A 24,117-nucleotide genomic window follows, 5' to 3' on the forward strand; every position below is an offset into this window, starting at 1 on the left:
GGTCAGCGAGGTGCGAATGGTCACACAGGGCGACCGAACGCCCCCGGGAGCCGCCGGGCGCGCGGCACCGGCGTGTATGTTGCCGAGCGCACGAGCCATGGAAGGGGCAGAACCAGTGAACGACAAGGTGGCCACCGCACTGGCCGGAGCCGTCCTGGCGGCGTTCGCCCTCACGGGCTGCGGGGGCGGGGGCGACGACAACTCCGGGGAACTCGACGCCTGGGCCAAGGACATCTGCGCCTCGCTGAAGACCCCCCTGGACAACGCCACCCGGGCGCTGGAGGACACCGGCGTCGTCAAGGACGACGAGAAGCCCGACGAGCTCAAGAAGCGCCTGTCGCAGGACATGGGCACCGTGGCCGCCTCCTTCGAGCAGCTCGCCGACGCCGTGGACAAGGCGGGCACCCCGCCCGTGGACGACGGGGACAAGCTCGCCAAGGACGCCTCGGGCGACCTGCGGGACACCGCGAAGGCGTACCAGGACCTGAAGACGAAGGTGGACGAGCTCGACACCAAGGACCGCGCGGACTTCGCCGACGGCCTGACCGGCATCGGTGAGGAGCGGGAGGCCCTGGGCCGCAGGAGCAGCGACGGCCTGACCAGGCTCCAGTCCGGCGAGCTGGGCCGCGCCATGGCCGAGCAGCCCGGCTGCCGCCCGGCGGAGTCGGCGTCCGACGCCGCGGACGCGCCGTCCACGGCGGGCTGAGACGCGCCGTCCACGGCGGGCGCGCGCGGCGCGGAAGCCGTCCGCCGCGCCCGGGGCGGCCCTCCGGGCGCCGTCCCCCGCCGCCCGTTGGACAATGACGGCATGCCCGGCCCCAGCCCGAACCCCGCCACCTGCCCCCGTATGCGCGAAGCCCTGCGCGCCGCCGCCTTCACCGCCGACGGCTGCCTGGACCTGCTCGGCGCCACCGCGTACGCGGCGCTGTCCAGGAACGAGACCGTGCCCGCCCTGCGCGCCACCCGCGGCGACAGCCCGCTCGAGGCGCTGGTGCGGCTGTTCCTGCTGCGCGCCGCCGTCCCGTACAAGCACGCCGCGACGGCCCTGCCCGTGCGGGAGTGCCTGGAGGGCGGTTGGCTGGAGGCGGACGCCGGGCCCGGCGGCGAGGACCTGGTCCGCGCCACGGTGGACGTCCGCCCGTACGCGGGCGAGGCGGGCGAGGACTGGTGGATCGTCTCCGACCTGGGCTGTTCCGTCGGCGGCGCGTCCGGGGCGGCCGGCGGCGCGGGGGCGGACCTGGTCCTCGGGGTGGGCGGGGCCTCGTCCACGCTCGCCGGGATCACCGTCCCCCGCCGGGTGGGCTCCGCCCTCGACCTGGGGACCGGCTCGGGCGTCCAGGCCCTGCACGCCTCCCGCCGCGCCGACCGGGTCACCGCGACCGACGTCAACCCGCGAGCGCTGGCGTTCGCCCGGCTGACCCTGGCCCTGTCCGGCGCGGACAACGTGGACCTCCTCCGCGGCAGCCTGTACGAGCCGGTCGGCGGCGCCAGGTACGACCTGATCGTCTCCAACCCCCCGTTCGTGGTCTCGCCCGGCGCCCGCCTCACCTACCGGGACGGCGGCATGCAGGGCGACGAGCTGTGCCGCACCCTGGTCGGCCGGGCCGCGGAGCACCTGACGGACGGCGGCTACTGCCAGTTGCTCGCCAACTGGCAGCACGTGGAGGGCGAGGACTGGCGGGACCGGCTCGCGGGCTGGGTCCCGCCCGGCTGCGACGCGTGGGTGGTGCAGCGCGAGGTGCAGGACCCGGCCCAGTACGCCGAGCTGTGGCTGCGCGACAGCGGCGACCACCGGGGCGACCCCGCCGACTACGCCAAGCGCTACGACGCATGGCTGGAAGAGTTCGAACAGCAGCGGGTCAGGGGGATCGGCTTCGGCTGGATCACCCTGCGCAGGACCGGCTCCGCCCGCCCCTCGGTCCGTGCCGAGGAGTGGCCGCACTCCGTGGAGCAGCCGCTCGGCGCGCACGTCGAGCGGTGGTTCGCCCGGCAGGACTTCCTGCGCGACCACGACGACGCCGCGCTGCTCGGCACCCGGCTGCGGCTCGCGGAGGAGGTGGTGCAGGAGCAGGTCGGGCTGCCCGGCGCCGAGGACCCCGAGCACGTGGTGCTGCGGCAGAACCGGGGCATGCGCCGCGCCACCACGGTGGACACCGTCTGCGCCGGCCTGGCCGGGGCCTGCGACGGGACGCTGCCCGCGGGCGTGATCCTGGACGCGATCGCGCAGCTCGTCGACGAGGACCCGGTGGTGCTGCGCGCCCGCACCCCCGACGCGATCCGCACGCTGGTGGAGCAGGGCTTCCTCGAACCCGCGCCCTGACGGCCCGCCCGGCCCCGCGTCCCCTACACCACGTTCCGCACCACGCCCCACACCACGGCCGCCACCAGCACCGCCGCCGCGCCGCGCCCGCCCAGGCGCGGCGGGTTGCGCCGCCCCCGCAGGCCCGCGCCCAGCCAGCGCAGGTACAGCAGCGCGAGCACCGGGGTGGCGGCCAGCAGCGCCGCGTTGTCGTGGAACGCCGTGACCAGGTCCCCGTGCAGCAGGTCGTACGCCATCCGGGTGCCGCCGCAGCCGGGGCAGAGCAGCCCGGTGGCCCAGTTGAAGGGGCAGCGGGGGAGCAGCGAGCCGGGTTCGTGCGGGTTCGTCCCGTACAGGTGGGCGGCTCCGGCGAGGCCCGCGGCCAGCAGTCCGAGGGGGGTCGCCGCGGGGTGCGCGGCCAGGGTGCGCAGCCGTCCGCGCGGCGCGTCCTCTCCGGGACGCACGCCCCTGGCGCCCGTCTCGCTCATGTCGTCACCCTCCGTGCCGGATGCGCCCCCGGAGCGCCGCGCCGCCGCCGTCGGCCGGGACGGGGCGGTCCGGGCCCCGGCGGCAGGTCCCCCGGGTCGGGGGGACGGCGGAGGAGGCGGGCAGGACAGGCCCTCTTCCGCCGGCGCGTCTGTCCCCGTCATCCTGCCAGCACCCTCCGCTGCCCGGACCGGTCCCGGCACCCGGCCTTCACCCGGGGTTCGCCCGCGGGTCTCCCGGCCGTGCCCCGCCCGTCCCCGCGGCGGGCGAGCCTTACGTCCCCGCAGGGAAGGGGAGGCGGATGGAGAGCGGGCCCGCGGTGTTCGCCGGAACGGTGTTCTCGCTGTTCGGGGCGGCACTGCTGCTGTGGACCGGGGCGCGCGCCCGCTCCCGTGCGCCCGTGGTGCACGGCGGGGGAGCCGGAGCCGTGGTGCTGTACACCGCGACGGGCCTGGCGTCGGTGGCGGCGGGCGTGTGGTGCCTGTTGTCGGTGTAGCCCCTCGGGGTTCATGTGACCGCTCCGGGCCACGTCGGACCCCCGTGGCACCGCAGTTCTGGGACACCGTCGCACCCGGCGGCACTGCACCCCCGCACTCACGGGAATAAAAGGGACACCGGCGAACGCTGGCAACGACCAACCACCCGGTAATCCGGGCAATCGATCTTGGCTGAGACCTGCCGCTGTGGTGACGAAACGGACATCGGCGGCGGTCCGTGGCGCATGAATACCGGTTGTCGGGTTACCGTTCGAGTGGCGTTGCTGGCTTTTCCCGTTTGACACGGGGGGCTGGGTTACGGTCACACTCCGCGACGTCACCCTTTTCGACCCGGAGAGAAGAGCGAAGTTGTCCCCGACCAGCGAGACCGCGCGCAACGGCCGCCGACTCGTCATCGTCGAGTCGCCGGCCAAGGCGAAGACGATCAAGGGCTACCTGGGCCCGGGCTACGTGGTCGAAGCCAGTGTCGGGCACATCCGCGACCTGCCCAACGGGGCCGCCGAAGTGCCCGCCAAGTACAAGGGCGAGCCCTGGGCGCGCCTCGGCGTCAACGTGGACCAGGACTTCGAGCCGATCTATGTCGTCAACAGCGACAAGAAGGCCCAGGTCACGAAGTTGAAGGGGCTGCTCGCCGAGGCCGACGAGCTCTTCCTCGCCACCGACGAGGACCGCGAGGGCGAGGCCATCGCCTGGCATCTGCGCGAGGTGCTCAAGCCCAAGGTGCCGGTCCGCCGGATGGTCTTCCACGAGATCACCAAGGACGCGATCCAGCAGGCCGTGGCCAACCCCCGCGACCTGAACCAGCGCCTGGTGGACGCCCAGGAGACCCGCCGCATCCTCGACCGCCTCTACGGCTACGAGGTCTCGCCGGTCCTGTGGAAGAAGGTCATGCCACGGCTCTCGGCGGGCCGGGTGCAGTCGGTGGCGACCCGCCTGGTGGTGGAGCGCGAGCGGGAGCGCATCGCGTTCACCGCCGCCGAGTACTGGGACCTGACGGCCGCCTTCTCCACCGGCCGCCCCGGCGACGCCACGGACCCGGGCACCTTCGGCGCGCGGCTGGTCGCGGTGGACGGGCGCCGGGTCGCCCAGGGCCGCGACTTCGGCTCCAACGGGCAGCTCAAGTCCCCCGGCCAGGTGCTCCACCTGGACGAGCAGGCCGCCCGCGCCCTGGCCGCGGCGCTGCGGGACACCGCGTTCGCCGTGCGCGGCGTGGAGTCCAAGCCGTACCGCCGCAGCCCGTACGCGCCGTTCCGCACCACCACCCTCCAGCAGGAGGCCTCCCGCAAGCTGGGCTTCGGCGCGAAGCGCACCATGCAGGTGGCGCAGAAGCTGTACGAGAACGGCTTCATCACCTACATGCGCACCGACTCGGTCACCCTGTCGGAGACGGCGGTGGCCGCGGCGCGCAGCCAGGTGCGCCAGCTCTACGGCCCCGACTACCTGCCGGACACCCCGCGCACCTACACCGGCAAGGTGAAGAACGCGCAGGAGGCGCACGAGGCCATCCGCCCGTCCGGGGACCGCTTCCGCACGCCCGCGGAGACGCGGCTGAGCGGCGACGAGTTCCGCCTGTACGAGCTGATCTGGATGCGCACCGTCGCCTCCCAGATGAAGGACGCGGTGGGCCAGTCGGTGACGGTGCGGGTCGGCGGGCGCTCCGCCGACGGGCGGGACGCCGAGTTCTCCGCCTCCGGCAAGATCATCACCTTCCACGGCTTCCTCAAGGCGTACGTCGAGGGCCGTGACGACCCGGACGCCGAGCTGGACGACCGCGAGCGGCGGCTGCCGCAGGTGGCCGAGGGCGACCCGCTGACCGCGGACGAGATCAGCGCCGACGGCCACTCGACCAAGCCCCCGGCCCGCTACACCGAGGCCAGCCTGGTCAAGGAGCTGGAGGAGCGGGAGATCGGCCGGCCCTCCACCTACGCGTCGATCATCGGCACCATCCTCGACCGCGGCTACGTCTTCAAGAAGGGGACGGCCCTGGTGCCCTCCTTCCTGTCGTTCGCGGTGGTGGGACTGCTGGAGAAGCACTTCGGCCGCCTGGTGGACTACGACTTCACCGCCCGCATGGAGGACGACCTCGACCGCATCGCGCGGGGCGAGGCGCGCGCCGTGCCGTGGCTGCGCCGCTTCTACTTCGGCGAGCGCCCCGAGGCGGCGGAGGCCGCCGAGGTGTCGGCGGCGGACGCGGGCAACGGCGACGGCGACCACCTCGGCGGCCTGAAGGAGCTGGTCACCGACCTCGGCGCGATCGACGCGCGGGAGGTGTCGTCCTTCCCGGTCGGCGGCGACATCGTGCTGCGGGTGGGCCGCTACGGCCCGTACGTGGAGAAGGACGGCCAGCGCGCCGACGTGCCCGAGGACCTGCCGCCGGACGAGCTGACCGTCGAGCTCGCCGAGGAGCTGCTGGCCAGGCCGAGCGGCGAGCGCTCGCTGGGCGCCGACCCGGAGACGGGGCGGCAGATCGTGGCGAAGGCCGGCCGGTACGGCCCGTACGTCACCGAGGTGCTGCCCGAGGACACCCCGAAGACGGGCCGGGGCGCGATCAAGCCCCGCACCGCGTCGCTGTTCAAGTCGATGTCGCTGGACACGGTGACGCTGGAGGACGCGCTGCGGCTGTTCTCGCTGCCGCGCGTGGTCGGCGTGGAGCCCGGCTCCGGCGAGGAGATCACCGCGCAGAACGGGCGCTACGGGCCGTACCTGAAGAAGGGCACGGACTCCCGCTCGCTCCAGACCGAGGACCAGATCTTCTCGGTGACGCTGGAGGAGGCGCTCGCCCTGTACGCGCAGCCCAAGCAGCGCGGGCGGGCGGCGGCCAAGCCCCCGCTGAAGGAGCTGGGCACCGACCCGGTGAGCGGGCGTCCCGTCGTGGTCAAGGACGGGCGCTTCGGCCCGTACGTCACCGACGGGGAGACCAACGCGACGCTGCGGCGCGACGACGACGTCGAGGCGATCACGCCGGAGCGCGGGTTCGAGCTGCTCGCGGAGAAGCGGGCCAAGGGTCCGGTGAAGAAGACGGCGGCGAAGAAGACGGCCAAGGCCACCACCAAGAAGGCCACCGCGAAGAAGACGGCGGCCAAGGGCGCCGAGGAGCCGTCGGAGGGCACGGCCGCCAAGAAGACGGCGGCGAAGACGACCACGAAGAAGACGGCCGCGAAGACGACCGCCGCGAAGAGGACCACGGCCGGGAAGACCGCGGCCAGGAAGACGACGGCGGGGCAGGGTACGGCCGCCGCCGGGGAGGCGCCCGCCGCGAACGGGGCCGCCTCCGCCTCCGCGGACACCGCCCCGACCCGCCCGGGCGCGGGGGGCGACATGGTGGTGCCGGAAGTCGAGGCTGAGCGGGTGGACAGCCGCTGACCGGCGGCCCCGGCCCGCCCGGGGCCCTGGGGCCCGGCACCCCTTTGAACTGCCCGATCGGAACGCTCCGGCCGGACGGCGCACGCGTCGTCCGGCCGGAGCGCGTTCGAGCCCCTGCGTCAACGTCGAACCCTCATCGTTCACCTGTTCGGATGGCGTTCGGCATGGATTCCAGTGCGCCGGATACGCTGTCAGGATGACGGGCGCCGACCAGCCAACGGACGTGACGAGGGACGTGACCAGGCCGACCAGCGAAACCGCAAGCACCAGCGCACCGGCCACGGGGGCCGGGGCGCTCGCCGCCGACTCCCGCGAGCGGGCGGTGGGGGCCCTGCTGCGCATCCCACGGCTGCGCAGGCTGTGGACGGCGCAGCTCATGGGCGGCACGGCGGACCGGCTCGCCGTGCTCGTCCTCACCGTGCTCGCGGTGCAGGCCGCCTGGCAGTCGGAGGCGTTCGGCGGCGGCTACCGGGGGGTGGCGGTCGCGGTCGCCGCGGTGCTCGGCGCGCGGCTGCTCGCCACGCTGCTCACCGGCGCGCTGCTGCTGGGCCCCGTCGCCGCGCTGGTCGCCCCCGGCGGCACCCTCGACCGGCGCTGGACCATGATCGGCTGTGACGCGCTGCGCCTGCTGGCGCTGGTCCCCGCGCCGCTGTGGATCGACTGGACGGAATCGTCGGCCGTGGTGTGGCTGCTGGTCACCGCGTTCCTCGTCGGCGTCGCCGAGCGGGTGTGGACGGTGGCCAAGAACACCGCCGCCCCGGCCCTGCTGCCCGCGACCGCCCCCGAGCCGCTCGCCGCGCGCGCCGCCATCGCCGCCCTCGCCGAGCGCCCCGGCGAGACGGTGCGGGTGACCGTGCCCCCGCCGCCCGCGACCCCGCCGTCCGCGACCCCGCCCGCCCCCGCCGGACGGGCCCCGGAACCGGACGCCACGGTCCGCCTCCGCAAGATCACCGACGCCGACGCCCCGGCCACCCCCGGCGACGGCCCCGCCGCACCCGGCCAGGGCAAGCCCAAGCCCTCCGGGCCCCGGCCCGTCACGGTCCACCCCCCCGCCGAGCACCTCGACGCGCTGCACCGCCTCGACGTGCGCACCGGCTACGGCGCCCTGCCCCTCGCCGCCGCGGCGCTGATCGCCGTCACCCTGCTCAGCAACCTGCTCGCGGTCGGCGTCGACTGGTTCCACACCCACCAGGTGGCGCTGGCCTGCTACGGGGCCGCCGCGCTCTTCGCCGCGTCCGCCGCCGTGCTGTACCCGCTGGAGCTGCCGGACGCGGCAGGACCGCGCCCGCGCTCCCCGCTGGAGGGCCTGCGCCTGCCCAAGGACCTCCCCGGCGGCAAGGGCCGCACCGGCTCGGTGCCCGCCCTCGTGCTGAGCACCGCCGCCACCTGCGCCGCCGTCGCCTGCGCCGTCGCCCTCGCCGTGCTGCACGCCCACGACCTCGGCGGCGGCCCGATCGCCTACGGCCTGCTGGTCCTGGCGCTGACCGGCGGCGCGGTCGCCGGGGTGCGCACGGCCCCCAAGGTGCTGCCCGGGTTCTCCCGGCGCAGGCTGTTCGCCCTCGCCGTGGCGCTCGCCGGGGTGGCCCTGCTGCTCGCCGGGCTCGTCCCCGACCTGACCACGGTGCTGCTGCTCACCCTGCTCGCCGGCTACAGCCTCGGCGTGGTGGCGAACACCGGCCACGCCCTGCTCGACCAGGAGACGGAGGAGGCCGGGCGCGGCCGCGTCACCGAGCACCTGCACGCCGTGGTGCGCCTGTTCGTGGCCTCCGCCGCCGTCGGCGGGCCGCTGCTCGCCGCGGCGATCGGCCCGCACCGGGTCGAGGAGGGCGCGTTCACCTTCGACCACGGCGGCGCCTCGTTCACCCTGATGCTGGCCGGGGCCCTGCTGCTGCCCGTGGCCGCGCTGGCGCTCGGCCGCATCGACGACCGGCACGGCGCCCCCCTCGGCCGGGACCTGCGCGACGCCCTGCGCGGCGGCGCCGACCCGCGGCAGCGCACCGCGCCGACCGGGTTCTTCATCGCGCTGGAGGGCGGCGACGGCGCGGGCAAGTCCACCCAGGTGGAGCTGCTCGCCGAGTGGATCCGCAACAAGGGCCACGAGGTGGTCGTCACCCGCGAGCCCGGCGCCACCGCGCTCGGCAAGCGGCTGCGCTCGATCCTGCTCGACGTCTCCGGCACGGGCCTGTCCCACCGCACCGAGGCCCTGCTGTACGCGGCCGACCGCACCGAGCACGTGGAGAGCGTGGTCCGGCCGGCGTTGGCCCGCGGCGCCGTGGTGATCACCGACAGGTACAGCGACTCCTCCATCGCCTACCAGGGCGCCGGCCGCAACCTGTCGCCCACCGAGGTCGCCCGCATCTCCCGCTGGGCCACCGGAGGCCTGGTGCCGCACCTGACCGTGCTGCTCGACGTGGCGCCCGACACCGCCCGCGAGCGGTTCACCGAGGCCCCGGACCGGCTGGAGTCCGAGCCCGCCGAGTTCCACCAGCGGGTGCGCGACGGCTTCCTCGCGCTCGCCGCCGCCGACCCCGCGCGCTACCTCGTGGTGGACGCGGGGCAGGAGCCGCAGGCCGTGGCCACCGCGATCCGGCACCGCCTGGACCGTGAGCTGCCGCTGTCCGAGAAGGAGATCCAGGCCCGCGCCGAGGCCGAGCGCCGTGCCGCCGAGGAGGCCCGCCGCCGCGCCGAGGAGGAGGCCAGGCGCAAGGCCGAGGAGGAGCGGCTGGAGCGCGAGCGCCAGGAGCAGCTCGCCCGGCTGCGCGCCGAGGAGGAGGAGCGCAAGCGGATAGAGGCCGAGGAGGCCCGCCGCCGCGAGGAGGAGCGGCAGGCCGAGGAGGCCCGCAGGCTCGCCGCCGAGGCCCGTCGCCGCGCCGAGGAGGAGGCCCGCCGCCGGGAGGCGGAGGAGCAGGCCCGCCGGGAGGCCGAGGAGCGCGCCAGGCGGCAGGCCGAGGAGGAGGAGCGGCTGCGTCGCGAGGCGGAGGAGCGCCGCCTGGAGAAGCAGCGCCGGGCCGAGGAGGCGCTGCTGCGCGCCGAGGAGGAGCGCCGCAGGGCCGAGGAGGAGGCCAGGGCCCGCCGCGAAGCGGAGGAGGCCGAGGCGGCGCGGCTCCGCGAGGAGGAGGCCAGGGCCCGCGAGGAGGCGGCCAGGCTCCGGGCGGAGGAGGTCCGCCGCCGCGAGGAGGAGGCGCGCCGTCGCGCCGAGGAGGCCAGGCGCCGCGCCGAGGAGGAGGCCGAGGCCGCCACCGTCGAGACGCCCGTCGTCGCCCCGCCCGCCGGGGATCCGGCGGACGCCGCGGAGACGATCGAGACCCCGCTGCCCGCGCCCGCGCCGCGGGACGAGCCGGACGCCCCCGGGGACGAGGAGGCCACCCGCACCCTGGAGACCCCCCGCCCGGCCGTGGACCCGGCGGAGGAGACGAAGGTCCTCCCGCCCGTCGTCCCGTCCCCCGACTCCCAGCCCTCCGACTCCCAGCCCTCGGACTCCCAGCCCTCGGACTCCCGGCCCTCCGGCACCCCGCCCGCCGATCCCGAGGACCCGAGCCAGGCGCGCACCGCCGTGCTCCCGCAGATCCCCCCGGCCCGCGGCGGCGGCTCCGCCCGGCGCACCCCGCCCCCGGCCGCCCCCGCCCCGGAGGACGAGACCAGGCCGCTGCCCCGCGCCCGCGCCCCGCACCCCGGGTCCGCGGCCGAGGGTGACCCGGCCGACCGCGTCCCGCCGTGGCTGTGGCGCCCCGAGCCGGGCCCCGCGGAGAACGAGCGCACCCGCGAGCTGCCCCAGGTGGACCCGCACGGCGCCGGTCAGCAGGACCCCCGGCAGCAGGACCCCGGTCAGCAGGACCCCGCCGGGCAGCACGGCGAGGACCACCCGCGCCGCCGCCAGCGCCCGTACTGGGCGGAGGAGACCCCGCTGGACGACCTGCCCAGCCTCGCCGACGAACTCCTCGGCCCCCACGAGGACGACGCCTACGGCGACGAGGAGCACCCCGGCGCACCCGAGGGCCCCGCGGGCGACGCCCACCACGACGGCCACCACGACGGTCGCCCCGGCCGCCGGGGCCGCCGCGGGCGCGGGTAGGGGCGCCCATGGCCGTCTGGGACGACCTGATCGGGCAGCACCGCGTGGTGGAGCAGCTCACCGCGGCGGCCAGGGACGCGGACGCGCTGGCGTCGGGCGGCGGTGAGGCCCGCCCCGGGCAGTCGTCGATGACCCACGCCTGGCTGTTCACCGGCCCGCCCGGCTCGGGCCGGTCCACGGCGGCCCGCGCCTTCGCCGCCGCGCTCCAGTGCGTCAGCCCCGACCGGGCCCTCGGCGGCGCCCCCGGCTGCGGCTTCTGCGACGGCTGCCACACCACGCTGGTGGGCACGCACGCGGACGTGGAGATCGTCCGCACCGACCTGCTGTCCATCGGTGTGAAGGACACCCGTGACCTGGTGCGCCGCTCCTCCCTGTCGCCCGCGGGCGGCCGGTGGCAGGTCATCGTCCTGGAGGACGCCGACCGGCTCACCGAGGGCGCGGGCAACGTGCTGCTCAAGGCCGTCGAGGAGCCCGCCCCCCGCACCGTCTGGCTGCTGTGCGCGCCCTCCCTGGAGGACGTGCTGCCCACCATCCGCTCCCGCTGCCGCCACCTGGTGCTGCGCACCCCGCCCATCGACGCGGTCGCGGACGCGCTGGTGCGCCGCGACGGCGTCGAGCCCGGCATGGCGGCGTTCGCGGCCCGCGCCGCGCAGGGCCACATCGGCCGGGCCCGCCGCCTGGCCACCGACGAGCAGGCGCGGGCCAGGCGCGCCGAGGTGCTGGCGATACCGCTCCAGGTCGGCGACGTGGGCGGCTGCCTGAAGGCCGCGCAGCGCCTGGTGGACGCGGCCGCCGAGGACGCCAAGCAGGTCGCGGAGGAGACCGACGCCAAGGAGACCGAGGAGCTGCGCGCCGCGCTCGGCGCCGCCTCCGGCACCGGCGGCCGGCTGCCCCGCGGCACCGCGGGCGTGCTCAAGGACCTCCAGGACCGGCAGAAGCGCCGCGCCACCCGCACCCAGCGCGACACCCTGGACCGCGCCCTGATCGACCTCGCCGGCTACTACCGCGACGTCCTCGCCGTCCAGCTCGGCGCCGCGACGGCCCTGGCCAACGAGGAGCTCAGGCCCGACATCGAGCGCATAGCCGCCGCCTCCGCGCCGGAGAACACGCTGCGCCGCGTCGAGGCCGTCCTGGACTGCCGCCGCGCCCTGGACCGCAATGTGGCGCCGCTGCTGGCGGTGGAGGCCATGACGCTCGCGCTCCGCGCGGGCTGAGGCGGACGCGCGGAGACGCGCGACATCCGAGGCGCACAGCGACGACCCCGCTACCCTCCGTCATGCGGCCGAACGTGTCGTGCCCCCGCGCCCGCCCGTGCTCCGCCCCCGAGCTCCCGATCCACCGTGCCGCCGAACGCGAGGAAGCCCATGCCCACCACGCACCCGCTCCGCGCCGCCGTGACCGCGACGACGGCGGTGGCCGCGCTGCTGCTGTCCAGTTGCTCCTTCACCGCCTCCTCGTCCTCGGGCTCCTCGGTCGAGAACCGCAGCCCCTCCGGCTCCCCCGGCACCTCCACCACCCGCACCCTGCGCCCCCTGCCCGCGGCCACCCCCGCCGCCCTGCGCCCCTACTACCGGCAGACCCTGGCCTGGAAGCCCTGCCGCACCTCCGGCTTCGAGTGCGCCACCCTCCGCGTCCCGCTCGACTACGCCAAGCCCGCCGAGGGCGGCGACATCAAGCTCGCCGTCGCCCGCAAGCGCGCCCGCGACCAGGGCGCCCGCCTCGGCTCCCTCCTGGTCAACCCCGGCGGCCCCGGCGCCTCCGCCGTCGACTACCTCCAGCAGCAGGCGGCGGTCGGCTACCCGGCCCCGGTCAGGGACGCCTACGACCTGGTCGCGTTCGATCCGCGCGGCGTGGGGGGAAGCGTGCCGGTCACCTGTCTGTCCGACGCCGACATGGACGCGTTCACCAGGGTCGACACCACCCCCGACGACCAGCGCGAGATCGACCGCCTGGTCGCCGCCGACCGCCGCTTCGCCCGCGGCTGCGAGCGCTCGGCCGCGCGCCTGCTGCCGCACATGGGCACCGTCGAGGCGGCCCGGGACATGGACGTGCTGCGCGCCGTCCTCGGCGACGACAAGCTCACCTACACCGGCCTGTCCTACGGGACGATGATCGGCGCCACCTACGCCGGCCTGTTCCCCGGCCGCGTCGGCCGCCTGGTGCTCGACGGCGCGATGGACCCGTCCGTGGACGCGAAGGAGGCCGCCCGCGCCCAGGCCGGCGGCTTCCAGACCGCGTTCCGCGCCTTCGCCGAGGACTGCGTCTCGCACCGCGGCTGCCCGCTCGGCACCGACTCCGCCGACGACGCCGGCCGCCGCCTGGACGCGTTCCTCGCCCGCCTCGACCGCAAGCCGCTGCGCACCCGCGACGGCTCCCGCACCCTGAACGAGGCCCTGGGCACCACCGCCGTCCTGCTCGCCATGTACGACGAGAGCTACTGGCCCCTGCTCCGCGAGGCCCTGCGCTCCGCCCTCGACGGCGACGGCTCCGACCTGCTGCGCATGTCCGACGTCTACTACGAGCGCCAGGAGGGCGTCTACGGCAACATCATGTACGCCAACGCCGCCGTGAACTGCCTGGACCTCCCGCCCGCCGCCCGCACCCCCGCCGACGTCCGCAAGGCCCTGCCCGCCTTCCGCAAGGCGTCCGCCAACTTCGGCGCGTCCATGGCCTGGGCCACCCTCATCTGCGGCGACTGGCCGGTGAAGCCCCAGGGCACCCCCACCCGCATCGAGGCCGAGGGCGCCGCCCCCATCCTGGTCATCGGCACCACCCGCGACCCCGCCACCCCCTACACCTGGGCCCGCTCCCTGGCCTCCCAGCTCGACTCCGGCGTCCTGCTGACCTACGAGGGCGACGGCCACACCGCCTACGCCCGCGGCAACGAATGCGTCGACACCACCGTCAACACCTACCTCCTCCAGGGCCGCCCCCCGGCCGGCAACAAGCGCTGCTCGTAGCCCTCCGGGGGCGGGCGGGGCGCCCCCGGAAACTGTGTAGACTGGGCGCCGTTGCCGATGCCACGCTGAGCGCTGTCGGCAGCACGCCGCCTTAGCTCAGTCGGCCAGAGCGACGCACTCGTAATGCGTAGGTCGTGGGTTCGATTCCCACAGGCGGCTCCACCGGGGCCCAGGTCAGAGCAGTACTGACCTGGGTCTTTTTCATGTCCGGCCGCCCGTGGGGATGAGGGGGCGGTCCGTCCGGGGGAGGAGGGGGAGGGGGTGGGTACTGCGTTCTGAGTAGAGGGGGTTGTCGGCAGGGGGACGACGACGGGAGGGGGTGCGGCGGGGGAGGCTGGCTGGGTTCCCGAGTGTGGATGTGGAGAACCCTGCTGTGGCTGAAGTTCTGAGTCGACTGGGCCGTCTGGCGTTTCGGCGGCGGTGGTACGTCGTCCTGGTGTGGATGGCCGTCCTGGCGGCGGTGGGCTTCGGTGCCGCCAAGGCGCCCGCGGCGCCCGACGACGGGTTCTCCATGCCGGGGATCGAGGCGCAGAAGGCGTTCGACCTGATGGAGGAGCGCTTCCCCGGCTCGGCGGCCGACGGGGCGAGCGCGCGGATCGTGTTCGCCGCGCCGGACGGGCAGGAGGTCACCGCGGGCGGGAACCGGGCGGCCGTCGAGGAGGCGGTGGACGAGGTGGCCCGCGGGCCGCAGGTGGCCGCCGCGGTGAGTCCCTTTCAGGGGAAGGGGGTGAGCGAGGACGGCTCGACGGCGTACGCGTCCGTCACCTACCGGGTCGCCGCCGACGACCTCTCGGACGCCGCCAAGGACACGCTCCGGGACGCCGTCGAGCGGGCGCGGGACGCGGGTCTGACCGTGGAGGTCGGCGGGGACGCGATGGCGAGCGAGACCTCGGCGGGCGGCGCGGCCGAGGCGATCGGGATAGTGATCGCCGCCGTGGTGCTGCTGATCACCTTCGGGTCGCTGGCCGCCGCCGGGCTGCCGCTGCTGACCGCGGTTCTGGGCGTCGGCGTCTCCATGGCCTCGATCATCGCCCTGGGCAGCACCTTCGGCCTGTCCGCGACGACCGGCACGCTGGCCACCATGCTCGGCCTGGCGGTCGGCATCGACTACGCCCTGTTCGTCGTCTCCCGCTACCGAGAGGAGCGGGCCAAGGGACGCCTGCCCGAGGAGGCCGCGGGGCTCGCGGTCGGCACCGCCGGCTCCGCGGTCGTCTTCGCCGGGCTGACGGTGATCATCGCGCTGGCCGGCCTTTCCGTGGTGGGCATCCCGATGCTGACCAAGATGGGCCTGTCCGCGGCCGGGGCCGTCGTCGTCGGCGTGCTGATCTCGCTGACCCTGGTCCCCGCGCTGCTCGGCTTCTGGCCCGAGGCCGTGCTGTCCAGGGCCGCCAGGAAGGGCCGGGCGAAGGGGGCCGGCGGGGAGAGCAACGGGGGTTCGCGGTGGGCCGGGTTCGTGCTGCGCCGTCCGCTGCCGGTGCTGCTCCTCGGTGTCGTGGGACTGGGGGTGATCGCGCTTCCGGTGACCGACCTGCAACTGGGCATGCCGGGTGACGAGGCCAAGTCCACCTCCACCACCGAGCGCCGCGCCTACGACGCGCTCGCCGAGGGCTTCGGCCCCGGGTTCAACGGGCCGCTGACGATCGTGGTGGACGCCAGGGGCGCGGACGACCCGGAGACGGCGGTGGCCGCCGTCTCCAAGGAGATCGCGGGCACGGACGGGGTGGTGTCGGTGTCGGCGCCCCGGTTCAACCCGGAGGGGGACACCGCGATGTTCTCCGCCACCCCGGCCACCGCGCCCACCGACGAGCGGACCAAGGACCTCGTCGAGAGCATCCGCGGCGAGCGCGCGGCGGTCGAGACCGCCGCGGGGGCGACCTACGAGGTCACCGGCACCACCGCGATGAACATCGACATCGCGCAGAAGGTGCAGTCGGCGCTGGTCCCCTACCTCGCGGTCGTGGTCGGGCTGGCGTTCCTGCTCCTGCTGGTGGTGTTCCGGTCGGTGCTGGTCCCGGTCAAGGCGGCGCTCGGCTTCCTGCTGTCGGTGCTGGCGGCCCTCGGCGCGGTCGTCACGGTGTTCCAGTGGGGCCACGGCGCGGAGCTGCTGGGCGTGGAGCAGACCGGGCCGATCATGAGCCTGATGCCGATCTTCCTGGTGGGCATCGTGTTCGGCCTCGCCATGGACTACGAGGTGTTCCTGGTCTCGCGGATGCGGGAGGCGTACGTCCACGGCGACCGGCCGGGGCAGGCCGTGGTGAGCGGGTTCCGGTACAGCGCCCGCGTGGTGGTCGCCGCCGCGCTGATCATGACGGCCGTGTTCGCCGGGTTCGTCGGCGAGAGCGACTCCATGATCAAGATGATCGGGTTCGGCCTGGCCGCCGCGGTCCTGTTCGACGCGTTCGTGGTCCGCATGGCGATCGTGCCCGCCGTCCTGGCCCTGCTCGGCGACCGGGCCTGGTGGCTGCCGCGCCCGCTGGACCGGCTGCTGCCCCGGGTGGACATCGAGGGGGAGGCGCTGGGTCACCGGGCCTCCGCCGCCCCCGCCCCGTCGGACGCCCCCGAGGCCCCGGACGCCGAGCCGGTGCCGGCGCGCCGCTAGCCGCCGGGAGGGCCGCCGGGCGCCGCAGCGCCCCGCGGCCCCACCCCGCACCCGCGGTGCGCCGCCCGGGCGGCGCACCGCCTCCCTCCCGCCCCGTCCGCGCAGGTCCGCGCCCCCGTCGTCCACCATGGACAGACGCAGCCCCACCGACCCGGAGACCTCGATGACGTCCATCCTGGAGCGACACACGGGCCGCCACCGCCGTGCCGCCCATGTGGCGGTGGTCCTCGCGGTGTACGGCTTCGCGGTCCTCGGCAGCGCGCTCACCCTGCCCGGCTACGACGAGCCGAGCCGCATCTGGCCCGTCGCGCTGCTCGCGGGTGTGGCCTGCGCCGCCCTGCTGGGCTGCCGCACCCACCCGCGGGCCGCGGTGGCCGTGGCGGCGCTGTGCACCTCGGCCGTGTGCGCGCTCGGCTACCTGTTGACCCCGCTGCTGCTGGCGCCGGTCATGGCAGCGCTGTACTGGCTGGCCGCGCTCACCGAGCGCGGGACCACCCGCGTCCACGCCGTCGCCGCCACCGCCCTGCTGGTGACCACCGCGGTGGTCGCGGGGCCCGGCGAGCACCCGCTGGTGCTCAGGACGGTCGGCCCCGTCTTCTGGCTGCTGCTGCCGGTCGCCGCGGGCACCGCGTCCCGGCTGCGGGGCGCCTACCTGGAGGCGGTGCAGGCCAGGGCCGAGCACGCCGAGCGCACCCGCGAGGAGGAGGCCCGCCACCGGGTCGCCGAGGAGCGCATGCGGATCGCCCGCGAGCTGCACGACGTGGTCGCCCACCACCTGGCCCTGGCCAACGCGCAGGCCGGCACCGCCGCCCACCTGGCGGGCACCAGGCCCGAGGAGACCCGGCGGATCCTCGCCGACCTGGCCGGCACCACCTCGTCGGCGCTGCGCGAGCTGAAGGCGACCGTGGGCCTGCTGCGCCAGTCCGACGACCCGGAGGCCCCCCTGGAGCCGGCCCCCGGCCTGGACCGGCTCCCCGAACTGGTCGCGGCGTGCGCCTCCGCCGGGCTGAGGGTCACCGTCGCCACCGAGGGGGAGCCGCGCCCGCTGTCGCCGGGGGTGGACCTGACCGCGTACCGGATCGTGCAGGAGGCGCTGACCAACGTCACCAAGCACGCCGCCGCGAGCGCGGCGCACCTGCGGCTGGCCTACACCCGCGACCGCCTGACCATCACGGTCAGCGACGACGGCCACGCCACCGGGCCCGCGGGCCCCGACCGGTGCGGCGGCTTCGGCCTCATCGGCATGCGCGAACGCGCCCACTCCGTCGGCGGCGACCTCAGCGCGGGGCACCGCCCCGGGGGCGGTTTCGAGGTCACCACCGCGCTGCCGCTGCACCCCCGCCCGCCGCAGGAGGAGCCAATCCCATGACCGTCCGTGTGCTGCTCGCCGACGACCAGGCCCTGCTGCGGGCCACCTTCCGGATCCTGATCGACTCCTGCGCCGACATGGAGGTGGTCGGCGAGGCCGCCGACGGCGGGGAGGCGGTGGCGCTCACCCGCGCCCACCGCCCGGACGTGGTGGTGATGGACATCCGCATGCCCGGCACGGACGGCCTGAGCGCCACTGCGGCGGTGTGCGCCGACCCGGAGCTGTCCGCCACCCGCGTCCTGATCCTCACCACGTTCGAGACCGACGAGTACGTCGCCCAGGCGCTGCGCGCCGGCGCGAGCGGCTTCCTCGGCAAGGACGTCACCGTGGACGACCTCCTCGCCGGCATCCGCACCGTGGCCTCCGGGGACGCGCTGCTCTCGCCCGCGGCCACCCGCGCCCTGATCACCCGTTTCCTCGCCGCGCCCGCGCCCGGCGCCGGGCTGGTCCCGCCGGAGCGCCTGGCCGACCTGACCGCGCGGGAGCGCGAGGTGATGGCGCTGGCCGCGGAGGGCAGGTCCAACGGCGAGATCGCCGACGAGCTCGTCGTCAGCCCGCTGACCGTGCGCACCCACATCCACCGCGCCATGACCAAGCTGGGCGCCAGGGACCGGGCGCAGTTGGTGGTGATCGCCTACCAGTCAGGGCTGGTCCGGCCGGCCCCGCCCGCGCCCTGAGACGGGCCGCCGGGCCGGGGCCCGAGGCCCCGCCGCCCGCCCGTCAGGCCGTCGCCCGGAACCGCACCGTCGCGCTCAGGCCGCCCTCCGGCACCGGGACGAGGGTCAGCTCCGCGTCGTGGGCCTCGGCGACGGCGGCGACGATGGACAGGCCCAGGCCGTGGCCCTCGGGGGCGCCGGTGCGGGCGGTCAGCCGCTGGAACGGTTCGAGGAGCGCGGGCACGCGGTCGGCGGGGATCACCGGGCCGCTGTTGGCGACGCGCAGGAACGGGGCGCCGTCCTCCTCGCCGGTGGCCACCCGCAGCCAGCCGCCGGGCACGTTGTGCCGGACCGCGTTGTCCACCAGGTTCGTCACCAGCCGCTCCACCAGCCGCCGGTCGCCCAGGGCGCGGGCCGGGCGCAGCGACGCGTCCAGGCGCGGCCCGTCCCCGGGGACGGTGCGCAGGGCCTCGCCGACCGCGGCCGCCAGGTCCACCGGGTCGCGCCGCTGGAGGCCGCGCCGGCCGCGGGCGAGGGTCAGCAGGGCGTCGATCAGCCGCTCCTGGTGCTCGCCCGCGGCCAGCACGCGCTCGCACACGGCGCGCAGCGCGGCCGCGTCGGCGGCGGGGTTGGACAGCGCCACCTCGATGGTGGCCCGTTGCAGGGTGAGCGGGGTGCGCAGCTCGTGCGAGGCGTTGGCGACGAAGCGGCGCTGCGCGTCGAAGGCGGTGTGCAGGCGGCCGAGCAGGTCGTCGAAGGTGTCGGCGAGGTCCTTCAGCTCGTCGTCGGGGCCGGTGAGGGCGAGGCGTTCGTGCAGGTTGCGCTCGGAGATGCGGCGGGCCCGCTCGGCCATCGTCCGCACCGGGCGCAGCACCCGCCCGGCCATCAGCCAGCCGAGCGCCACCGACACCGCGGACATCGAGGCGAGGGCGACCGCGGACTGGGTGAGCAGCTCCCGCAGGGTGGCCCGGCGCTGCCGCGCGGCCTGGGCGTTCGCCGCCTCGCGCATCAGGTCGGGGTCCAGCGGCACTTGGCCGCCGCCGTTGGCGATCAGCACCTTCATGTGGCCGCGGGAGGCGACCAGCAGATAGGTGAGGGTGAGCAGCACCGCCCCGGACAGCAGGAACAGCGCCCCGTACAGCAGGGTCAGCCGCAGCCGGGCGGTCCACCTCAGCCGGCGCCTGCGGCGGGCCCGCGGTGCGGACGGGGCGTCAGATGCGGTAGCCGGCATGGGGCACCGTCTCGATCACCGGCGGGTCGCCCAGCTTGCGGCGCAGCCTGCTGACCGTCACCTTCACGGTGTTGGTGAACGGGTCGGCGGCGTGGTCCCAGGCCCGCTCCAGCAACTGCTCGGCGGAGAGCACCCCGCCGCGCGCGGACAGCAGCAGTTCGAGGACGGCGAGCTCCTTCGGGGACAGGTCGAGCCTGCGGCCGGCGCGGCGGGCGACGCGGCGGGTGGTGTCCAGCGTCAGGTCGCCGTGGACGAGCACGGGCGGCACGGCGGGCTGGGCGCGCCGGCCCAGCGCCCGGATCCTGGCGATCAGCTCGGCGAACGCGAACGGCTTGGCCAGGTAGTCGTCGGCGCCGAGGTCGAGCCCGTCCACCCGGTCCTCCAGGGTCGCGGACGCGGTGAGCATCAGCACGCGCGGCCGTCCGCCGCGGCCCACCAGGGCCCGGCACACCTCGTCGCCGTGCAGCAGCGGCAGGTCGCGGTCGAGGACGACCACGTCGTAGTCGTGCACCGCCGTCATCTCCAGGGCCCGCAGCCCGTCGTGGGCGGTGTCGACGGCCATGCCGTCCTGCCGCAGACCCGTGGCCACGGTCTCGGCGAGCTCCCAGTGGTCCTCGACGATCAGTAGGCGCATGCGCCAAGCATGCGGCAGCGGGGGTTACACCGGCATAACAGCGCGCGTTCCCGCCGTGTAACCGGCCGGTCGGTACTCCTTGGCGGCATGGCAACCACCACCAGACGCGCGATGGCGCGCATCCTTCCCGCCCTCGCCCCGCTGCTGCTCGCCGGGGCGCTGCTGACGGGGTGCTCGGACGACGACTCCCCGTCGGACGGGGCCGACGCCGGCGGCCCGTCCGCCAGTGGCCCCGCGAGCCGCTCCCTGGCGTACGCCCGGTGCATGCGCGAGAACGGCGTGCCGCAGTTCCCCGACCCGGACGAGGGCGGCCGGCTGAAGCTCGGCCCGGGCAGCGGCATCGACCCGAAGTCGCAGGCGTTCGCCGACGCGCAGGACGCGTGCCGGGACCTGGCGCCGCAGGGCGGGGGCGGCCCGGGTGGCTCCCTGGACTCCGCGAAGGTCGCCGAGTGGTCGGAGTGCATCCGGGAGAACGGCGTCCCCGAGTTCACCGATCCGCAGGTCAACGGCGGCTCCATGGAGATCGACCTGGGCGCGCTGGGCATCGGGCCCGAGGACGACAGGTTCCAGAAGGCCATGGACGCCTGCCAGGACAAGTGGCCCGGCGGCGGGGTCATGCTGAAGGGCGGTGGGGCCGGATGACGGCGGCGCACCGCACCGGAGGGGCCGTCACCGGTGCCGCGGGTCAGCGGCCGGACGGCGCCGGGGAGGAGGGCGCGCGGCCGGACGGCCGGGACCGCCCCGACACGGCCGGTCCCGCGGCGGCGCCGGGTCGCGCCCGTGGCCGGCGCGGGCTGCGCACCTCGCTCGCCGTGCTGGCCACCCTGCTGGTCGCCGGCGCCGCGGGGGTCGCGGCGACGGGGGTGCTCGGCGGCGACGGCGGCGCGGCGGCGGACGCCGGGCGGATCGGCCCCGCGCGGACCGTCCCGGTGGAGCGCACCACGCTGACCCGCGGCGAGACCGTGGCGGGCACCCTCGGGTACGGGGCTCCCACCGCGCTGCTCGCCCCGTCCGCGGGCGCGGCCGCCGGGGCGGGGCAGGACCGGCAGGCCCCCGCGCCGGGCGGGGTGCTCACACGGCTGCCCGCCGCCGGGGCGGAGATCGAGCGCGGCGAGCCGGTGTACCGCGTGGACGAGGAGAAGGTGCCGCTGCTGTACGGGGCGGCGCCGCTGTACCGCACCCTGGAGGCGGGCGTGTCCGGCGGCGACGTCGAGATGCTGGAGGAGAACCTCGCGGCGCTCGGCCACACCGGGTTCACCGTGGACGACAGCTTCACCTCCGCCACCGCCGACGCGGTGCGGGCCTGGCAGGAGGACCTGGGCCGGGAGGAGACCGGGCGGGTGGAGCCGGACCAGGCCGTGGTGGCGCCCGGCGCGCGGCGGGTCGCCGAGGTGAAGGCGGTGCCCGGCGCCGCGCCCGGCGGGGAGCTGCTGACCTGGACGGGCGTCGAGCCCGTCGTCACCGTGGACCTGCCCACCCGGTACGAGCACCTGGTGGACAAGGGCGGGAAGGCCACCGTGGAGCTGCCGGACGGCACCACCGCGCAGGCGGTGGTGAGCGAGGTCGGCAGCGCGGTGACGGCCGCGCCGAAGGACGGCGCGGGCGGCGCGGGGGAGACCACCATCCCCGTCGAGCTGACGGCGAAGGACGGCAAGGGGCTCGGCCGCTACCAGGCCGCCCCGGTCGAGGTGACGCTGACCGCGGAGCGCCGCGAGGACGTCCTGGCCGTGCCGGTGAACGCACTGGTGGCGCGCAGGGGCGGCGGCTACGCCGTGCAGGCCGTCACCGAAGGCGGCGTGGAGTACCGGCCGGTCGAGGTGGGCGTGTTCGCCGACGGCATGGTGGAGGTCTCCGGCGGCGGCGTCACCGAGGGGCTGCGCGTGGGGGTGCCGCGGTGACGCCGCCCGTCGTGGAGCTGACCGGGGTGACCAAGGTGTACGGGGACGTGGCCGCGCTCGCGGGCGTGGACCTGGTGGTGCGGCGCGGCGAGCTGCTGGCCGTCGTCGGGCCCTCGGGATCCGGCAAGTCCACGCTGCTGAACATCATGGGCACCCTGTCCCGCCCGACCGCGGGCGAGGTGCGGGTGGACGGCCACGCCGTGCCCGGCCTCACCGACCGGGAGCTGTCCGCGCTGCGCGCCCGCACCATCGGGTTCGTCTTCCAGTCCTTCCACCTCGCCCCGGGCGTCCCCGCGCTGGACAGCGTCGCGGACGGGCTGCTCTACAGCGGCGTCCCGCGCGCGGAGCGGCGCGCCCTCGCCGAGCGGGCGCTGCGCCGCGTCGGCCTCGGGCACCGGATGGGGAACGAGCCGCACCGGTTGTCCGGCGGCGAGAAGCAGCGCGTCGCCATCGCCCGCGCGGTGCTGGGCGACCCGCCGCTGCTGCTCGCGGACGAGCCGACCGGCGCGCTGGACTCCCGCTCCGGCGCGGTGGTGATGGAGCTGCTGCGGGAGCTGCACCGGGCGGGCACCACGGTCGTGGTGATCACCCATGACCGGGAGATCGCGGCGTCGCTGCCCCGCGAGGTGCGGGTGCGGGACGGCCGGATCGCGCACGACTCGGCCGCGCCCGCCCGCCGCGGGGCGGTGGCCGGATGAGCGCCGCGGCCCCGCCCCGGCCGAGGCCGGCCCGGCTCGGCCCGGCGGACGTGGTGCGGGTCGGCGGCCACGGGCTGCGCTCCCGGCCGATGCGGGTGTTCCTGTCGGCGCTGGGCATCGCCATCGGCATCGCCGCCATGATCGGCGTGGTGGGCATCTCCACCTCCAGCCAGGAGGAGCTGAACCGCCGGCTGGACGCGCTGGGGACGAACCTGCTCACGGCCGCGCCCGGGCAGTCGTTCGGCGGCGAGCAGGCCCGGCTGCCGCGGACCGCGGTGGAGATGGCGGCGTCCGTGGCGGAGGTGGAGTCGGTCTCCGCGATCGGCAGGACCGACGCCCGGGTGTACCGCAACGACCTGGTGCCGGAGCAGGAGACCGGCGGCATCGGGGTGTACGCGGCCCGCACCGACCTGCCGGCGACGGTGGGGGTGGAGCTCGCCGCGGGCGGCTGGCTGAACGAGGCGAACGCCCGGTACCCGGCCGTGGTCCTCGGCGCGCGGGCCGCCGCCCACCTGGGGGTGTACCAGGCCGGGCCCGAGGCGCGGGTGTGGCTGGGCGGACGCTGGTTCACCGTCGTCGGGATCCTCGCGCCGAGCGAGCTGGTGCCGGAGCTGGACTCCGCCGCGCTCGTGGGCTGGCCCGCGGCCGAGCGGGAGCTGGCGTTCGACGGGCACGCCACGACGCTGTTCACCCGGGCGGAGCAGTCCGCGGTCACCGGGGTGCAGGAGGTGCTCGGCGCCACCGTCAACCCGGAGCACCCCAACGAGGTGGAGGTGTCCCGCCCCTCGGACGCGCTGGAGGCGAAGGAGGCCACCGACGACGCGCTGGGCGGGCTGCTGCTCGGGCTGGGCGCGGTGGCGCTGCTGGTCGGCGGGGTCGGGGTGGCCAACACCATGGTGATCTCGGTGCTGGAGCGGCGCTCCGAGATCGGGCTGCGCCGGGCGCTGGGCGCCACCCGCGGGCAGATCCGGTTGCAGTTCCTGTGCGAGTCGCTGCTGCTGTCCGCGCTGGGCGGCCTCGGGGGTGTGGCGCTCGGCATCGCGGTGACCGCCGGGTACGCCGGGTACCAGGGCTGGCCGGCGCTGGTGCCGCTGTGGGCGATGGCCGGAGGCGTCGGCGCGACGCTGGTCATCGGCGGTCTCGCCGGGTTCTACCCGGCGGTGCGGGCCGCGCGCCTGGCACCGACGGAGGCGCTGACCGCGACCTGACGCGCCGCCCCACGCGTCCGTCCCACGCACCCGTCCGACACATCCGACTGACGCACTGCCACGGTGCCCCCGGCCCGCCCGGGGGCACCGTGGTGTGCGCGGACGGGCGGAACTGTGCGGATCTGTGCGCAAACCATTGACCGGTAC

General features: G+C 76.1%; 17 protein-coding genes and 1 tRNA gene. 15 read left to right on the forward strand and 3 right to left on the reverse strand.

Going from position 1 to position 24,117, the window contains the following annotated elements; genetic code table 11:
* Positions 1-115 precede the first annotated feature (115 nt).
* On the forward strand, positions 116-706 hold the full coding sequence (locus ACYVO2_RS01115) for a small secreted protein (protein WP_461005582.1): 591 nt from the start codon (positions 116-118) through the stop codon (positions 704-706).
* A 102-nt stretch (positions 707-808) separates the two neighbouring features.
* Positions 809-2,320 carry a DUF7059 domain-containing protein gene (locus ACYVO2_RS01120; RefSeq protein ID WP_461005583.1) on the forward strand — a complete coding sequence of 504 codons (1,512 nt, stop codon included), beginning with the start codon at positions 809-811 and terminating at the stop codon, positions 2,318-2,320.
* 23 nt (positions 2,321-2,343) lie between these two features.
* Here ACYVO2_RS01120 and ACYVO2_RS01125 read toward each other — a convergent pair whose 3' ends face one another.
* Positions 2,344-2,787: a DUF2752 domain-containing protein gene (locus tag ACYVO2_RS01125; protein WP_461005584.1), complete on the reverse strand. Its 444-nt coding sequence runs from the start codon at positions 2,785-2,787 to the stop codon at positions 2,344-2,346.
* 299 nt (positions 2,788-3,086) lie between these two features.
* On the opposite strand from ACYVO2_RS01125, the gene ACYVO2_RS01130 reads away from it, so the two are divergent.
* From ACYVO2_RS01130 to ACYVO2_RS01170, 9 genes are all read left to right on the forward strand, one after another.
* Entirely contained in the window at positions 3,087-3,281 is a 195-nt protein-coding gene (locus ACYVO2_RS01130; RefSeq protein ID WP_461005585.1) for a hypothetical protein, read from the forward strand.
* A 349-nt stretch (positions 3,282-3,630) separates the two neighbouring features.
* Entirely contained in the window at positions 3,631-6,645 is a 3,015-nt protein-coding gene (gene topA / locus ACYVO2_RS01135) for a type I DNA topoisomerase (RefSeq protein ID WP_461005586.1), read from the forward strand.
* A gap of 196 nt (positions 6,646-6,841) precedes the next feature.
* On the forward strand, positions 6,842-10,717 hold the full coding sequence (gene tmk, locus ACYVO2_RS01140; protein ID WP_461005587.1) for a dTMP kinase: 3,876 nt from the start codon (positions 6,842-6,844) through the stop codon (positions 10,715-10,717).
* 8 nt (positions 10,718-10,725) lie between these two features.
* Positions 10,726-11,931: a DNA polymerase III subunit delta' gene (locus tag ACYVO2_RS01145; RefSeq protein ID WP_461005588.1), complete on the forward strand. Its 1,206-nt coding sequence runs from the start codon at positions 10,726-10,728 to the stop codon at positions 11,929-11,931.
* Between the two features lie 150 nt (positions 11,932-12,081).
* Positions 12,082-13,677 (forward strand): alpha/beta hydrolase, encoded by a 1,596-nt coding sequence (locus ACYVO2_RS01150; protein ID WP_461005589.1) that lies wholly within the window; start codon positions 12,082-12,084, stop codon positions 13,675-13,677.
* Between the two features lie 85 nt (positions 13,678-13,762).
* Positions 13,763-13,839: transfer RNA gene (locus ACYVO2_RS01155), tRNA-Thr, on the forward strand.
* A gap of 211 nt (positions 13,840-14,050) precedes the next feature.
* Positions 14,051-16,276 (forward strand): MMPL family transporter, encoded by a 2,226-nt coding sequence (locus tag ACYVO2_RS01160; protein WP_461005590.1) that lies wholly within the window; start codon positions 14,051-14,053, stop codon positions 16,274-16,276.
* A 127-nt stretch (positions 16,277-16,403) separates the two neighbouring features.
* On the forward strand, positions 16,404-17,645 hold the full coding sequence (locus tag ACYVO2_RS01165; protein ID WP_461005591.1) for a sensor histidine kinase: 1,242 nt from the start codon (positions 16,404-16,406) through the stop codon (positions 17,643-17,645).
* On the forward strand, positions 17,642-18,322 hold the full coding sequence (locus ACYVO2_RS01170) for a response regulator transcription factor (RefSeq protein WP_461005592.1): 681 nt from the start codon (positions 17,642-17,644) through the stop codon (positions 18,320-18,322). Before ACYVO2_RS01165 ends, ACYVO2_RS01170 begins: the two co-directional genes overlap by 4 nt.
* 43 nt (positions 18,323-18,365) lie before the next feature.
* Here the strand turns inward: ACYVO2_RS01170 and ACYVO2_RS01175 are convergent, their stop codons facing one another.
* Together ACYVO2_RS01175 and ACYVO2_RS01180 are read right to left on the reverse strand one after the other, a co-directional pair.
* The gene (locus ACYVO2_RS01175; RefSeq protein WP_461005593.1) at positions 18,366-19,532 is read right to left on the reverse strand and encodes a sensor histidine kinase; all 1,167 of its coding nucleotides are present in this window, start codon (positions 19,530-19,532) and stop codon (positions 18,366-18,368) included.
* Positions 19,513-20,166, reverse strand: coding sequence for a response regulator transcription factor (locus ACYVO2_RS01180; RefSeq protein ID WP_461005594.1), 654 nt, complete (start codon positions 20,164-20,166; stop codon positions 19,513-19,515). Before ACYVO2_RS01180 ends, ACYVO2_RS01175 begins: the two co-directional genes overlap by 20 nt.
* Before the next feature lie 87 nt (positions 20,167-20,253).
* Here ACYVO2_RS01180 and ACYVO2_RS01185 point away from each other — a divergent pair, with 87 nt between their 5' ends.
* The 4 genes from ACYVO2_RS01185 to ACYVO2_RS01200 are packed head-to-tail and all read left to right on the forward strand — an operon-like array spanning position 20,254 to position 23,970.
* Positions 20,254-20,808, forward strand: a complete 555-nt coding sequence (locus tag ACYVO2_RS01185; RefSeq protein ID WP_461005595.1) for a hypothetical protein — start codon at positions 20,254-20,256, stop codon at positions 20,806-20,808.
* Positions 20,805-22,064, forward strand: coding sequence for a peptidoglycan-binding protein (locus ACYVO2_RS01190; RefSeq protein WP_461005596.1), 1,260 nt, complete (start codon positions 20,805-20,807; stop codon positions 22,062-22,064). Before ACYVO2_RS01185 ends, ACYVO2_RS01190 begins: the two co-directional genes overlap by 4 nt.
* The gene (locus ACYVO2_RS01195) at positions 22,061-22,762 is read left to right on the forward strand and encodes an ABC transporter ATP-binding protein (protein WP_461005597.1); all 702 of its coding nucleotides are present in this window, start codon (positions 22,061-22,063) and stop codon (positions 22,760-22,762) included. The genes ACYVO2_RS01190 and ACYVO2_RS01195 overlap by 4 nt, the downstream gene beginning before the upstream one ends.
* A complete protein-coding gene (locus tag ACYVO2_RS01200; RefSeq protein WP_461005598.1) occupies positions 22,759-23,970 on the forward strand; it encodes an ABC transporter permease in 1,212 nt (403 codons plus the stop codon). Before ACYVO2_RS01195 ends, ACYVO2_RS01200 begins: the two co-directional genes overlap by 4 nt.
* Positions 23,971-24,117 lie beyond the last annotated feature (147 nt).

Source organism: Streptomyces capparidis (genome assembly GCF_054782095.1).